Source organism: Acidisoma cellulosilyticum, from assembly GCF_020621385.1.
Taxonomy (GTDB): Bacteria; Pseudomonadota; Alphaproteobacteria; order Acetobacterales; family Acetobacteraceae; genus Acidisoma; species Acidisoma cellulosilyticum.
Window position 1 is genome coordinate 97,807 of the sequence record NZ_JAESVA010000011.1, and the last position, 14,317, is coordinate 112,123.

Below are 14,317 nucleotides of genomic sequence, written 5' to 3' on the forward strand. Positions count from 1 at the left end.
CGAGGAATGTGCATCTGTTCTCCTGCAAAGCTCGTAAATCCATTGTCCATCCTGATGTCCTTGCCCTAAGGAGGGCGTGAGGATTCGCAAAAGAAAGATATGTCCCTGGCAATTCTGAAGGAATTCATCAGGTGGTGGTTCCAACAGATGCTGGGCCTCCTGCCGCAGAGAATAAGCGGCGGACGGCACTGGGGTAACGCACTCATTCTGGACATCGGCGTCGATAAGTCACATTTTGTGCTGGTTCGGAGGCAGACGTCTCGGGAAACAACACTCGGACGTTTTGCATGGACTGAGGCTGGGCTGGCGGCCATTCGACGTGGGCGGCGCGTGCGGGGTTCGTCGCTCGACCTTCTCATACGACTGCCGGCCAAGCATCTGTTGGAACACCGTTTTCCAATTCCTTTAGCCGCTGAGCGCGATGCTGCGAATTTTTTGCGTTACGAGATTGATCGCGTGACGCCGTTCAACGCCGACGAACTGTTCTGGACATTCGAAACTGAGGGCCGCGATCGTGTGAATGGTCGTCTGTTCATTCGGCTCAGCATGCTGCCCCGGACCGAACTGGCGGTGCCGATTGCCTGGCTGACAGCGGCAGGGTTATCGCCCATTGCGATCGCGATGGTCTTGGAGGATGAAGACCCGCGATACCTGCCGCTTGCCGGGACGGCGATCGCTCGCCGGAAGATGCGGCGGTCCGTCGTTGGATTGGCGGCGGCCTGCGCCGTTATGGGTTTAATGGCCGTCGCTCTGCCCTTCGTTGTTCAGCAAGCACGACTGGAGGGTCAGGCAAGACAGTCAGCGGTGCTGCTACCACGCGTGGCGGAGGTATTCGCGCTCCAGGCCCGTATCAAGGGTCAGGCCGCAGGTGCCGATGTGATTGCCGCCGAGCGCACCCGTGTTGGTGACGCTCTGCAGGCATTGGCGGCCGTTACCGGGATTATGCCCGACAATTCGTTTTTGACGGCTTTGAGTCTGTCGAAGCGACGCCTGGCACTGACAGGACAGTCCGGCGACGCTGCGGGCCTGATCTCAGCCTTTTCTCGCGCAAAAACGATCACTGATCCGAATTTCTCCGCGCCGGTAACGGCTGCGCCGAACGGCCAGGGCAATCTGTTTTCCATCACCGCCAGCGTGGCCCCTTGATCGCCGGTCTGCCCACGGGGCGACGGGGGCAATGGCTCGCGTTGGCACTCACGGTCGCAGTGCTTTTTGCCCTATGGGCGGGGATCGTGGCACCGCTGGTCTTCTGGTACGGTACCCGGTCTGACGAGATTGAGCAGCGTGCGCTGCGGATAGACCGCATGATACACCTGACGCAGGGCATTCCGGCGCTTCTGGCGCAGGCGGCCAATGCACGCAGTCATCAAAGCGCTTTGCGCAGCGATCTGCTGCCCGCGTCAAGCGACGCTGTCGCGGCGGCGGCCTTGCAGCAGACCCTTCAGGTTGAGGCGAATGACGTTTCGGCGCCCCTCAGCAGCATCGAGACACTGGCCGTCGAGCCGCGCGGCAAATATCGACGTATCGCCTTGCGCGTCACGCTATCTGCGACCTGGCCACAGTTTCTCCACCTTCTTCAGGCGTTGGAGCAGGGAACGCCGCGTGTCTTGATCGATGACCTGCAGCTCAGCGCATCGCCCGTTCTGTCTCGTCCGGCCGGTGTTCCGGTGAATGCGACCTTTACCATCCTGGCCTTCCGGAAGGCGGATGTCTCATGACGTCCTTCGTTTTCCCCGTGCTGGGCGGTATCGCCACCGTCTTGGCCGCCACGATCGCGATAGAAATCAGCGGCGCGGGTCACCAGACTGAGAATCTGAAGGCCCTGGCATCGACAGCCCGTCACGACACTGCGTGGTCCGCGGATCTGGACGGCACCGAGAGTTGGCCGAGATGGATTGAGATCAGCCTCGCCCGTCCTTTGTTCGAGCCAGACAGGCGGCCGCCGGCGGCAGCAGCCGGCGTTGTGTCGAACGACATGCCGCGATTGACCGGAATCATCATCACGCCGACCGCGCGCTCCGCGATCTTCGTCGCAGCGGCGGGCGGGCGGGCGATCGTCGTCATGCAGGGCGCCCGCATCAACGACTTTGTCGTGAGGTCGATCGACGAGGACAAGGTCACCCTGGTGACGTCAACCGGTATCAGGATCGTGCGTCCGAGCTTCGCCATGTCCAAAGCGTCTTCAGATGGGGAGACGGGTTTGCAACCCTTGACCCTCGCGCCCGCGGTTTCGGCCTATGCGCCGTCGCAAACGACCCGCCAGACTATTCCGTTTGCGTCAATTCCTGGCTTGAATGGACGACCCTTGGGTCTCGTGGCTAGCCCTGACCAAACCTCGCCTCCTGCTGGAGCTGCACTGGACATCGCGCCAGGTTTGCCGCCCCGCGCCCCATTCGGAAGTTCGCCATGAAGCGCCTGCTGACCCTTACATTGGCTTTTTCCATCGTTGGCTGCGCGCAGCAGGCCAGCATGCCGACGGAGCGGCTGTCGCCCCCGATCCTGCCGTCTTCGGATCACCAGGATTCGCGCGTCGACGGACCGATCGGCGCGACCAATCTTCTGCCAGCCTCCAGCCAGTCCTACGGCGCGCCCGCGACAGTGTCGCTGCCGGCGACCGCGGACAGCAGCGGTGGCGGCACAGTCTCCCTCGTTTTCTCCGACACGGATATCCGGGAGGTGGTCGCCCAAATCCTCGGCTCTATTCTCCAGGTGAGTTACACGATTGATCCGGCCGTGCATGGGACTGCGACGCTTCATACGGCTGGCCCGCTGGCCCGTTCGCAACTGCTTCCGACGCTGCAGGCCCTTCTGGCGCAAAACGGCGCAACGCTGGTTCAGTCCGGCGGCCTCTATCGCGTTATTCCCACCCCCGCCGGTGTGGCCAGCAGCACGATCGCCGGTAGCCCCAATACCTCCGGCAGCCAGCTCTATCAGCTCCGCTATACCTCGGCCGTTGATCTCGCTCGTGTGTTACAACCCTTTGTCGGCCAGAATGCCAAGATCATCGCCGATCCGGGCAGTAATAGCCTGGTGATCAGCGGCGATCCCGATACGCGTGCGACCCTGGCGGCCCTGGCGCAGGCATTCGACATCGATCTTCTCGCCGGCCAATCCTACGCTCTGCTGCCCACGCCCGAAGGCGCGGCTCAGGATTTCGCGACGTCGTTGCAAAGCGCGCTGCGGAGCCAAGGGGGTGGCCTGTCGAATATCGTGCGGGTGGTGCCGATGGAGCGGATTAGTTCGGTTCTGGTCGTCGCGTCACAACCCCAGTTCATCCAGCAGGCGCAACGCGTGTATCAGCTTCTCGTGCGCCAGCAGCGGCTCACGGTACGAAGCTGGCATGTCTATTACCTTCAGGACAGCAAGGCGGAAGACGCGGCTTATATTCTTCAGCAGGCATTCACGCCGGGCAACATCACGGCGTCGCCGAGCAGTTCGGACCAGAGCAATGCGAGCGCTGGGTCGGAAAGCCACGGCAATGGAACCACGCCGATGGCCGATACCGGTAGCGGCGGATCCTCGCTGAACGGTCTTGGGTCTTCTGCCGGCATCGGCACAGGCAGCTCTCTCGCCAGTGGCGGGTCGCAAAGTTCCGGCGCGTCACCGCAAGGCGCTAGCCAGAGCACGACCCCCGCGCAGACCCCTTCCAATCCGCTGCTCGGCGGTCTGAGCCCGACGGGGGGAAGCGGCGGTGGCGGCGATGACGCCGGCACGGATGCGATCAGGATCATCCCCGATCCCCAGAACAATTCGGTGATCACCTATACGACGCAGGAGGAGGAGGATGTCGTCGAGGCGATGCTTCGCAAGATTGATATCCTGCCGCTACAGGTGCGCATCGATGCGACGATCGCTGAGGTGACCCTCAACAACCAGTTACAATACGGGACGCAATTCTTTTTCCAGTCCGGAGGCGTCAACGGGATACTCAATAATGCCGCCGCCACGACGTCCTACGCGGTTCCGAGAGCGGTCGCGCTCGCGACCACATTTCCGGGCTTTATTCTGAGCGGCAACGGCGCCGGCGGCGCGCCCATCGCTCTTCAGGCCCTGCAAGCCGTGACGACCGTGCATGTTCTGTCGTCACCCGAGCTGATGGTTCTGGACAATCAGACGGCACATTTGCAGGTGGGCGATCTGGTGCCTTACCTTACGTCCAGCTCGCAAAGCACCATTACGACCAATGCGCCGGTCATCAACAGCGTGAGTTATCAGCCGACCGGCGTCATCATGAATGTGACGCCGCGCGTCAATAGTGGTGGCCTCGTGACCCTCGATATCTCGCAGGAGGTCAGCGCGATCGATTCCTCGGTCAGCACCACGACGACGGGAATTTCGTCACCGACCTTCTCAGAGCGCAACGTGACCTCCCGCGTCGTCATCCAGGATGGTCAGACGGTTGGACTGGCAGGGCTGATCACGGACAGCGCCACGAAAAGCAACTCCGGGATTCCCTTCCTTAAGGATATTCCAATTCTGGGTCTGCTCGCCGGGACCCAGAGCAACCAGCGGACAAGGACAGAGCTTCTGGTTCTGATCACGCCCCATGTCTTGTACAACCAGCGGGACGCGCGGGCGCTGACATCGGACCTGGAGGATTTGCTGAAGAACGCGGCAGCCGTGCCGACGGAGCTTAATGGCCAGCGATCATCCGGGTCGGACGATCCGAATGAGCGCGTGCGCCGGGCCCTGCAATTCGGCCAATGATGGGTGTCATTCCGGCGAGGACGAGGCAGGAGGGCGGCTTCGCCCTGCTCATCGTGCTTTGGGCCCTTGTCCTGCTGACGCTGATTTTCACGCGCCTTGTCTCGGCTGGCCGCACAGAAACGGAGGTTGCCTTCAACCTCCGCGCTGCGGCCCAGATGCAGACCGAGGCGGACGGTCTCGTCTATAGTACGATATTCAGTCTCCTTGGCCCGGCCGCTAGCCAGTGGAAAGCCGATGGCACCATCCACCGCGTCTCGCTCTCGAATGGAAGCGCCGAGATTGCAATTGTCGATCTCGGTGGCCGGGTTAATCCCAATACCGCTTCAGCGCCGCTCCTGACGGCTTTGCTTCATCAGGTCGGAGCGGACGTGGTCACGGCGGATGCGGTCGGTGAAGCCATTTCGGATTGGCGTTCTCCTGATGCCCAGGGGCGATTTGAGGCGCCACAGTATCATGATGCCGGGCTGCCTTACATTCCGCCGGGCGCGCCGTTCAACAGTCTGACGGAAGTCAATCTTGTCTTGGGCATGACCCCGGCGCTCTTTTCCAGGCTGGCACCTCATCTTTCGATCTACAATCGCGACAACACGGACCCGGCGATTGCCGATCCCGCGGTCCGGGCCGCACTGAAACAGGTTGGGATCGATATCGACGCAGCGCAGACAAAGCGTCCGCTCCGAGATGTTTTTATTACAACGAAGATCGTGTCAAAAGACGGAAAGATCGCAATAAGACAAGCAAATGTCGAATTACAGACGTCGTCTTCAGGCCTTCCATTCAAAGTTCTCACTTGGGCAGATTAAAAATGCCAACCCCGAAAAGGCTGTTTTGAATCTGTCACGCGCTCGTGAGAGCAACGCGCTGCGATTTTATTACTTGGACGTTGCATCCGGTTTATGTTGCCCATCGTAAAATGGAAGCGTCGCAATTTTTGCGGCAAAAGAACCATGATGGAGGATACCCGAGTGGCCGACTCATCCGAGACCATCGAAGTCAACCGCGGAACCAATCGTCGCGGCTTAATGAGGAATGTGGGGCTGGGCCTTGCGGGAACAGCCCTTGCCGCCGCTGGTACCGCGGGCCTCGGTTTGGGCACAACCCCCGCGCGTGCAGACGCGACGCTTGATGGCGAAATTCTGAATTTCGCTCTCAACCTCGAATATCTCGAAGCGGAATTCTATCTCCGTGCCGTCACCGGCAGCGGCATTCCGTCAAATCTGACAGGCGGCACTGCCACCGTGACGGGCGGTTCTCTCGTTCCGTTCCAAAACACCGCGATTGCTTATCTTGCCCAGAAGATCGCGGTCGATGAATTGGCACATGTCACCTTCCTGCGAACCGCTCTCGGCTCGGCCGCGGTCGCTGAGCCGAATATCGATCTGAGCGACAGCTTTACGACATTGGCCATCGCCGCCGGCCTGATCGTCGCGGGCCAGACCTTCGACCCCTTCTCGAGCGAGACGAACTTCCTGATCGGCGCTTATATCTTTGAGGATGTCGGCGTCACGGCCTATGCCGGTGCTGCAGCCTCCTTGACGGCGGCCACTCTGCCCTATGCCGCGAGCATTCTCGCGGTCGAGGCATATCATGCGGGTGCTATCCGCGGACGTCTCGGCGAAATCGGCGGATCGGCCGCGACAAATATGATCTCGGCGCTTCGCCAGACCTTGTCCGGGGTTGGTGATAACGGCCTCAACTACCAGAGCAACATGTTCAACTTCACGAACGTGGACAGCAACGGCCAAGCCTATCGCCGGACTCCGCAGCAGGTGCTGAGCATCGTCTACGGTGGCGGCACAAACAATGGTCTATTCTACCCCAACGGCATGAACGGTGCCGTCACGACGACAACCTCCTAATCGCCGGTCCTGTCAGGCAGCGGATAGGTATGATCCGCTGCCTGACAATCTCTCCTCAATTGCAAATTTGGGCGTCGCCTGAAGCCGTTCCGCTCGGACCCAGGGAACATAGATCGTAATCGTGACCGCTTCTCTCCGAAGGAGACCGGTACACGTAAGGATGGTTCCACGGATCCAGCGGCGATTGCGAGGATTGCAGATAGGGGCCGTTCCAATTGCCGACATCGGCGGGGGCCTGGACCAGCGCCCCTAATCCTTGGTCTGTCGACGGATAGCTCCCTACGTCAAGCTTGTACATGTCGAGCACGGATTGCAGCCGGGCAATCGACTGATGGGCGATGGATACGCGCGCACCGCCGAGTTGCCGCAAGACCGCGGGTGCAACGAACCCGATAAGAAGCCCCAGGATGACAATAACGACCAGGAGTTCGAGGAGCGTGAACCCATCGTCGCTCCTGCTGCCACGCGGCGTCTCCTGAGGACCGGTCTCATTTCCGGAAATCCGCGTATTTACACGGCATCCTGGATGAGTAAGCTTCCTGAGGATGGCTGCGAAGGCTCCTGGCATCATGATTCCTTTTCTTTCTTGTATGGCGCTAGTCGCATCAATATACAATTTGCCGCCACGGGTTCTGCCGGCGATCAATGCCGTTGAAGGGGGTCGTGTCGGCACTATTCATGAAAACCTTGATCACTCACAGGATCTCGGTGTCATGCAAATCAATACGCTGTGGATTCACCCACTGGCTCTTTACAGCCGTCGGGCTGATTTGGATGTGAGAAACAGGCTGATTGCCGATCCATGTTTCAACATCGCGGCCGCAGGCGCCATTCTGTCCAGCTATCTTGCCGAGGAGCATGGCGACCTCATGCGCGCGGTGGGTGACTACCACTCCCACACGCGTTTGCTCAATCTCTCCTACCGCGCGAAGGTCATTCGCTCCGCGGCAAGGCTTTTTGAACCTGTGCCTGGCCGTTAGCGCGGATCCCGGTCAGATGGAATCATCTGTCCGGGTGAAGATGCTCGCAAAAACAATAAACCAGAGCGGCAGCTGTCAGCGTAAGCGAACAGGAAAAGCTCTAGGGTCGCCCTTTCTTTACCGGGGCAATGCCACAAGATCGATATGGTCGGTTTCGCGCTCCAGAATGACGGTCATGATCCTGTCAACGTCCCGGCCACAGGGGTTAAGAGTGCCATCCGGCTCCACGATCGAAAGGTCGTAGTCCAGGGCCGTGATCCATTCCAAATATCCCTTGCCCGTTATGCCGGAGATTCCCGGCATCATTGATGGGCCAAATTCAGTGACGATCACCGGGCGGTTGCGTCTGATCGTCTCTATGCCACCGAGCAGAGCGTTGTATTCTGCCCCCTCGACATCGACTTTGATAAAATCCACGCGATCTTGCTCGCCGAGGAGTGCGTCCAAGCGGACGCAAGCCACCGTTTCCGCGTCCAATAACTGTCTGACATCTGCGGGTAAACCGGATGTCGTTCCGTTGGAATGCGAGGTGTTCAGGATAAGAAGTCCGGTCTCCCGCCCTGCGGCAGTTTGCACAATCCGCACATTCTCAAAGCCGTTTGCTCGCCGGCTGGCTTCGATCAGTCGGACGTTTCGTGGATTAGGTTCAATAGCCAGGACGCGTCCGGTTGGCCCGACAAGCGCAGCCGACAGCATCGTGAAATAACCAATATTGGCGCCGATATCCAAGACGCTCATGCCTTCCTTAAGGACGGACTGAAAGACATGAGCGACCTCACGCTCGTAATTGTCCTCGCGCACGTATCGTCCGACAGAGGCATCGTCGGATGACGAGTAGATCGAGAATTCTGCCAGGCGTGTGAGCACGACATCGTCTGACAAAGCGGAATGGCCAAGCCGCCGCCGCGCGAATTCGAGACTCGTGAGATAGCTTGCGACGATGCTCGAAAGCTCCTCTCCGGCGCGGCTTGAATGACCGCGCCACTCCTCCTGATTGGGCATGCGACCGAGCAGAAGCCGAAAGCAGGCGAGGATGTCAGACTCCGTAGCGGTACTGCTGTACGGAAATTCCCATGGCGCAGGCTCGGTCGACCGCGCGCCGCGCTTTCTCATGAAGGGCAATCGGATAGCACCTGCTCCATTTTGGAACGGATTGTCACATAAACTGGTCCTATGCCAGCTAACCAAACTTGTCGAGTGCTGCTTGGCACCATCAGGCGCGTCCCGGGTAAGGTGCCGCTCCGGCCTTGCATGGGCTCAAGGACATCGGCAATCTGGCCCGGATTGGGCCCCCCTCGAAGTCCCAGTCACGGGAGGCTAGTCGTGACGTTTGTGTCTTACGCCCAGAATTTTGAAGACGTGATGCTTTGGCGAGCATTATCGGGTGTCGAGAGGGGCTTCTACATCGATGTCGGAGCGGCTCATCCCGATATCGATTCTGTAACGCGCGCTTTCTATGATCGGGGCTGGACGGGACTTAACATCGAACCGACCGCCGAATACAGCCTCCGCTTGACCGCAGCGCGTCCGCGTGATCGCAATCTTCGCTTGGCAGTCGGCGAGCATCCGGGCCGCGCCACATTTTTTGTTGTGGACGGCACCGGCCTGTCCACGCTCGACGCTTCAGCCGTTGCCAGCTTGCAGGCCGCCGGAATGGAGGTTCGACGTGACGAGGTCGAAGTCGCAACGCTCCGTGATCTCTGGCTGCAATACGCCCCCGCAGAGGTGCATTTTCTAAAGATCGACGTTGAAGGGGCGGAACGCGCGGTACTGGCTGGTGCCGACTTTCATAAATGCCGGCCTTGGATCGTCATCGTCGAAGCCACGGCGCCGATGTCCACCGTTGAGACCCACAAGGACTGGGAGCCGCTTCTCCTGCAGAACGGCTATGGTTTTGTCTGGTTCGATGGCCTGAACCGGTTTTACGTCGCAGACGAGAGGCGCGATCAGCTCGCGCCGGCGTTTCGGACGCCGCCCAATGTTTTTGATGATTTCATTCGGGCCGGCGATAGCGAATGGGCGCGGCGCATTCATCAGGCTGAAACCCGCGTGACGGCGCTTCAAGAACGCGCTGTGCTTGCGGAAACGCGCATAGAACGAGAGGTCGCTGCAGCCGAGACACAGATCAAACGACGTGACGTGGAGATCGTGAATCTGCGCGCATCATTGCGTGCCGAAGAGCAGAAGCTGGCGGCGGCGCAGGCTGCCGCAGAGGCGGCTGAGGCTGCCGCGGCGACGGCTCAGGGGCAAGCGATCGCGCAGTCCAATAGAGCGGAGTCGGATTCGGAAAGGGCATCGATCTATCAAAGGCGCGAGGCCGAAGCCCGCGCGGCGTTCGAGGCGATCCGCAGTAGCACGTCATGGCGCGTCACAGCGCCGTTGCGCAAACTGCGCTCGAAAGCGGCATCGCCCGGCCCAGTTCTGAGCGAGCCATTAGCCGTGCTGCCCCCGGCTGTTCTCGCCTTGCCACACGAGCCTGCTGTGGCGTTACCCATCACGCTGCCGGCGCTGCCGCCGCCACCACCGCAGTCATTTCTTGGGCAGAACCGGCGCGTCGTCCATCAGTTCCATTCCGGCTCGGCGGTGGGAGACGCGATCACGAATGCCATGTTCCTGACGCGCCGACATCTGCGCGCCATGGGCTACGAGAGCGATATCTTCGTCGAACATCGCGATGTGAACCTGGCCGCGGAACTGCGGCTCATGGCCGAACTGCCGATCCATGATCGCTATGTGCTGATCGTCCGCTATTCGATGGGGTTCGACGCGTTTGGCCAGATTGCCAGCCTGGCTGCGCCCAAAATTCTGCTCTATCACAACATCACCCCTCCTCAGTTCTTCGAGGGGATTCCTTCCTTGCAACACTATACCGCGCTCGGTCGCGCGCAATTGCCCGAGTGGCGCAGCCGCGTCGTGACATCTCTCGCGGATAGCGACTACAATGCCATCGAGTTGCGCAATCTGGGCTTCGATCCCGTTCAGACCTGCAATCTGTTGCTTGATATTGATGCGATCGCTGCACGTGCGGCCCTTCACAAGGCGCCGAAAGGCGATATTTTCACCATTCTATTTGTCGGCCGCGTCTGCGCGTCTAAGGCACAGGCCGATCTTGTCGAGGTCTATGCGGCCTTTCGCGCGCGCTTCGCCAAGCCCTCGCGCCTTGTCATTGTCGGTCGGCACGGTGGGGTCGAGGACGCCTATGTCACAGACGTCAAGGCGCGCATCGCCGCTCATGGGATGACCGATGATGTGCTGCTCACCGGTCTGATTTCGGATGAGGAGCGGGACCGCTGGTACGCGGCAGCGGATGTCTATCTGTCGATGAGCCTGCATGAGGGTTTCGGCGTGCCGCTGGCCGAGGCGATGGTCTTTGACCTTCCTGTGCTGGCGCGGCCGGCGGGGGCTGTGCCCTATACTCTCTGTGGCACGGCTGGCCTTCTTGAGGACGACAGCGCTGACGCAGTCGCGACCAGGCTGATCGATTTGGCGGAAGATACCGATTGCCGCCGCAATATGCTTGCGCGGCAGCAATTGGCCTTGCGGCAATTCGCGCTGGATCAGCAGAAGCCGGCCCTGTTGCAGGCGCTGGCGGCTGCGGGCGCCGCGCCGCCGGCCGTGCCGGAAGCGCGAACACTTCTGCTCGCCAACGCAAACTTCGTCGTGACCGGGCATGTGAACGGCAGCTACAGTCTGGCGTCTATCAATCGCGGCCTTGCGCTTACCCTGGAGGAGGCGAAAGGCGGTTCGGTTCGGCTATTGCCTGTCGAGGGCGCGCCGACCGATGGGCTGACGCAAGTGCCGGCGGCGGAGATGGTGGCGCTGACCGATCTGATGCGGAGACCGAAATCGGGGACCGGGCCTGAGATCGTCATCAGCCAGCACTATCCCGTCTTCGTTCCGCCCGATGCCGGTGACTTGCTGCTCGCCCTCTTCTTCTGGGAAGAGTCTGTCATCCCTGCGGCGACTATTGCTGTCCTGAACGCCTCGTTCCGTGGCGTTCTTGCGCCGTCGCATTTTGTGGCGAAGGTGCTTCTCGATTCCGGCTTGACGATCCCGCTGCGTGTGGTCGGCTACGCGCCCCGCCTGGACTCTTTCCGCGCAATCGGTGCCGCGCACGCCGTCCGCGACGCGGGGCCCTTTACCTTTCTCCATGTCTCATCGGGGTTTCCGCGCAAAGGCGTCGATGTGCTGTTGGCGAGTTATGCGGACGCATTCCAGGCGCAAGACAATGTCCACCTGATCATCAAGACCTTTCCCAACCCGCACAACGAGGTCGCGTCGCAAATCGCGGACCTGCAGGCGGCAAATCCAGATCTCGCTCAGATTACCCTGCTCGATCGGGATATGGATGAGACGGATCTTTTGGAGCTCTATCGCAGCGCCAATGCCATGGTTCTGCCGACGCGCGGTGAAGGTTTCAATCTGCCCGCCGCCGAGGCGATTGCCGCGGGCTTGCCGGTGATCGTTACCGGGTTTGGCGGCCATATGGATTTCTGCGGAGCGGATCGCGCGCGTTTGATCGACTATCGCTTCGACCGCTCCGGCAGCCATCTTGCAAAGTCGGGCTCGGTCTGGGCGGAGCCCGACGCCTCTGATCTCACGCAAGCGCTGCAAGAGGCGTTCCGCAAAGGGCCGGTGGCGGCAAAAGCGGCCGCCCTCGACGATACGGATGCTTTTGCCCGCAGGGTGGCAAGCGCTTCCGTGGACATCCTCATGAATCCGCCGCCGCCGCCGATGCGGCTTGGTTGGATGTCAAGCTACGATGTCCGCTGTGGAATTGCCGAGTATTCACGGCACCTCATAGAGGCCCTCCCGGCCTCGGATCGGATCGGATCTGTCACCATCTTCGCAGATAAGAGGACAAGCGCTCAATCCCTCACCGACAACGGCCATAAGGTGATGGCAAGCTGGACACTCGGTCTTCCGGACGGCATCAGGCCAATCGAACATGCCATTGCATCCGATGACCCACATGTTCTCGTCATCCAGCATCAGCCCGGATTGTTTCAATGGCAGGAACTGGCGAAGCTTGTTTCTTCCGCAGCTTTGCGCGCCCGGATCGTTGTCCTGGTGCTTCATTCGACGACGCGCATTTGGGACATTCCGGAAGAGCTGCGGCCGCCGGTAATCGCTGCTTTGAACAGCATCGCACGTGTTATTGTGCATACATTGGATGACCTCAACCAGTTAAAGAAACTGGGTCTGATTGAAAACGTGACGCTATTGGCACACGGTGCGCGGGTGCCGGAATCCGAACCGACGCCGGCACGCGCAATCACCCGTAGCTCATTCCCCGTGATCGGGTGCTATGGCTTTTTTCTGCCGGACAAAGGCATCCCGCAGCTTATTGAGGCTATCGCGTTGCTGCGCTCGGAATATCCAAGCATCAGGCTCCGCCTTGTCAACGCCGATTACGGGATACCGGAGTCAGCCGCGCAAATCGCTCTGTGCAGGGCATTGGCGGAGAGCAAGGGTCTCGCCGATGCGGTCGAGTTCCATACGGACTTTCTTCCCCATGCCGAGTCACTCAGCCTACTGGCCGGATGCGATGTTGTGGCACTGCCCTACCAAACATCGAAGGAAGCATCCAGCGCCGCGCTCAGAACCGCACTTGGCGCCGGCGCTCCGGTTGTGGTGACCCCCTTGGGGCTATTCAACGAGGCCGCCTCGGCGGTGGCTCGTCTTGGTGGCACAGATACCGCGAGCATCGCCGAAGGCATTGGCCTCCTATTGGAAGACCAAGAGCGACGTGGCGCGCTGAAACGTGATGCCCGCACATGGCTTGAGGAGCGTGCTTGGCCTTCGGTCGCTCTGAAATTTCAAAACATGCTGTTGGGTTTACACGTCCAAAAGCAGATTCAAACGGGCTGATCCGCGATGTGCTTTCGCCAGCTCAGCAAAACGTCTTCGAGCGTCTTACGCCATGGAATTCTCGGTTGCCAACCGAGGAGTTGCGCGGCGAGCGCCGAATTTCCGCAAGCTGTTGGAATATCCGTGGCACGCATCCGACTGACGTCGGTCTCGATTGCGACACCCGTCAGGCCGGCGATCTTGATAAGATCGACAAGGATATCGCCCACGCGCCGCGGCGTTCCTGACGCAATGTTCAGGATGGAGCCGGGGGAAAGCGCATCGGCATGCGCGATGCAGCCGATATAGGCAGCACATACGTCGCGCACGTCGAGCATATCGCGCTCAGGATCGAGATTGCCGACGCGAATGACTGGCTCTGCTAGGCCGGCCTCAATCGCGGCAACTTGGCGCGCGAAGCTTGAGACCACGAAAGCCTCCGATTGACCCGGGCCAGTGTGATTGAAAGCACGCACTCGAACACAACGCAGTCCCTCCGCGGCCATGGCGCCGAGTGCGAGGTCTGCTGCAGCTTTCGTTGCTGCATAGGTGTTGAGGGGGGAGAGGAGCGTGGCCTCATCCGCAGGTCGGCCGGATTTGAACGAAGCACCGTAGATGTCGGCGCTCGATGCAAAGATGAGCAAACATTCCGGTGCATGCGCCCGCAGCGCGTGCGCAAGGTTCAGCGTGCCGTGCAGATTGACCTGCCAGGCCTGCGATGGGACGCGTTGTGCGTCCGCCACCGCCGCAATCCCCGCCAGATGGATGCAGAATGCTGGCCTTACATTCCGAACTTCGGCAGAGATCGCATCGGCTTGCGTGATATCGGCAGTCGCGAGCGAAATCTGCGCGTCTGGATAGGCCGCTCCGAGCGAAGATGTGAGGTGGCGTCCGACAAAGCCGGTCGCTCCCGTCACCATT

11 protein-coding genes are annotated in these 14,317 nt (G+C 60.4%); 8 read left to right on the top strand and 3 right to left on the bottom strand.

Features of this window, described 5'->3' with window-relative positions:
- The first annotated feature begins 99 nt into the window (after positions 1 to 99).
- From ACELLULO517_RS23175 to ACELLULO517_RS23200, 6 genes are all read left to right on the top strand, one after another.
- Complete coding sequence (locus ACELLULO517_RS23175; RefSeq protein ID WP_227309814.1) at positions 100 to 1,146, top strand: PilN domain-containing protein; 1,047 nt, start codon at positions 100 to 102, stop codon at positions 1,144 to 1,146.
- A 41-nt stretch (positions 1,147 to 1,187) separates the two neighbouring features.
- Complete coding sequence (gene gspM / locus ACELLULO517_RS23180; protein ID WP_227309815.1) at positions 1,188 to 1,718, top strand: type II secretion system protein GspM; 531 nt, start codon at positions 1,188 to 1,190, stop codon at positions 1,716 to 1,718.
- On the top strand, positions 1,715 to 2,410 hold the full coding sequence (locus ACELLULO517_RS23185; RefSeq protein ID WP_227309816.1) for a hypothetical protein: 696 nt from the start codon (positions 1,715 to 1,717) through the stop codon (positions 2,408 to 2,410). The genes gspM and ACELLULO517_RS23185 overlap by 4 nt, the downstream gene beginning before the upstream one ends.
- The gene (gspD, locus tag ACELLULO517_RS23190; protein WP_227309817.1) at positions 2,407 to 4,707 is read left to right on the top strand and encodes a type II secretion system secretin GspD; all 2,301 of its coding nucleotides are present in this window, start codon (positions 2,407 to 2,409) and stop codon (positions 4,705 to 4,707) included. Before ACELLULO517_RS23185 ends, gspD begins: the two co-directional genes overlap by 4 nt.
- A complete protein-coding gene (locus tag ACELLULO517_RS23195; protein WP_227309818.1) occupies positions 4,704 to 5,510 on the top strand; it encodes a type II secretion system minor pseudopilin in 807 nt (268 codons plus the stop codon). Before gspD ends, ACELLULO517_RS23195 begins: the two co-directional genes overlap by 4 nt.
- Positions 5,511 to 5,672: 162 nt before the next feature.
- Positions 5,673 to 6,566, top strand: a complete 894-nt coding sequence (locus ACELLULO517_RS23200; protein ID WP_227309819.1) for a ferritin-like domain-containing protein — start codon at positions 5,673 to 5,675, stop codon at positions 6,564 to 6,566.
- A 55-nt stretch (positions 6,567 to 6,621) separates the two neighbouring features.
- On the opposite strand, the gene gspG is transcribed toward ACELLULO517_RS23200, so the two are convergent.
- Positions 6,622 to 7,137, bottom strand: a complete 516-nt coding sequence (gene gspG / locus ACELLULO517_RS23205) for a type II secretion system major pseudopilin GspG (RefSeq protein ID WP_227309820.1) — start codon at positions 7,135 to 7,137, stop codon at positions 6,622 to 6,624.
- Here gspG and ACELLULO517_RS23210 point away from each other — a divergent pair.
- Positions 7,136 to 7,546, top strand: coding sequence for a lytic transglycosylase domain-containing protein (locus ACELLULO517_RS23210; protein WP_227309821.1), 411 nt, complete (start codon positions 7,136 to 7,138; stop codon positions 7,544 to 7,546). The two genes, gspG and ACELLULO517_RS23210, sit on opposite strands and share 2 nt — an antisense overlap.
- A 117-nt stretch (positions 7,547 to 7,663) precedes the next feature.
- Here the strand turns inward: ACELLULO517_RS23210 and ACELLULO517_RS23215 are convergent, their stop codons facing one another.
- Positions 7,664 to 8,659, bottom strand: coding sequence for an FkbM family methyltransferase (locus tag ACELLULO517_RS23215; protein ID WP_227309822.1), 996 nt, complete (start codon positions 8,657 to 8,659; stop codon positions 7,664 to 7,666).
- Positions 8,660 to 8,743: 84 nt separating this feature from the next.
- On the opposite strand from ACELLULO517_RS23215, the gene ACELLULO517_RS23220 reads away from it, so the two are divergent.
- Positions 8,744 to 13,417, top strand: coding sequence for an FkbM family methyltransferase (locus tag ACELLULO517_RS23220; protein ID WP_227309823.1), 4,674 nt, complete (start codon positions 8,744 to 8,746; stop codon positions 13,415 to 13,417).
- Here ACELLULO517_RS23220 and ACELLULO517_RS23225 read toward each other — a convergent pair.
- The gene (locus tag ACELLULO517_RS23225) at positions 13,405 to 14,316 is read right to left on the bottom strand and encodes a GDP-mannose 4,6-dehydratase (RefSeq protein ID WP_264481625.1); all 912 of its coding nucleotides are present in this window, start codon (positions 14,314 to 14,316) and stop codon (positions 13,405 to 13,407) included. The two genes, ACELLULO517_RS23220 and ACELLULO517_RS23225, sit on opposite strands and share 13 nt — an antisense overlap.
- Between the last annotated feature and the right edge of the window lies 1 nt (position 14,317).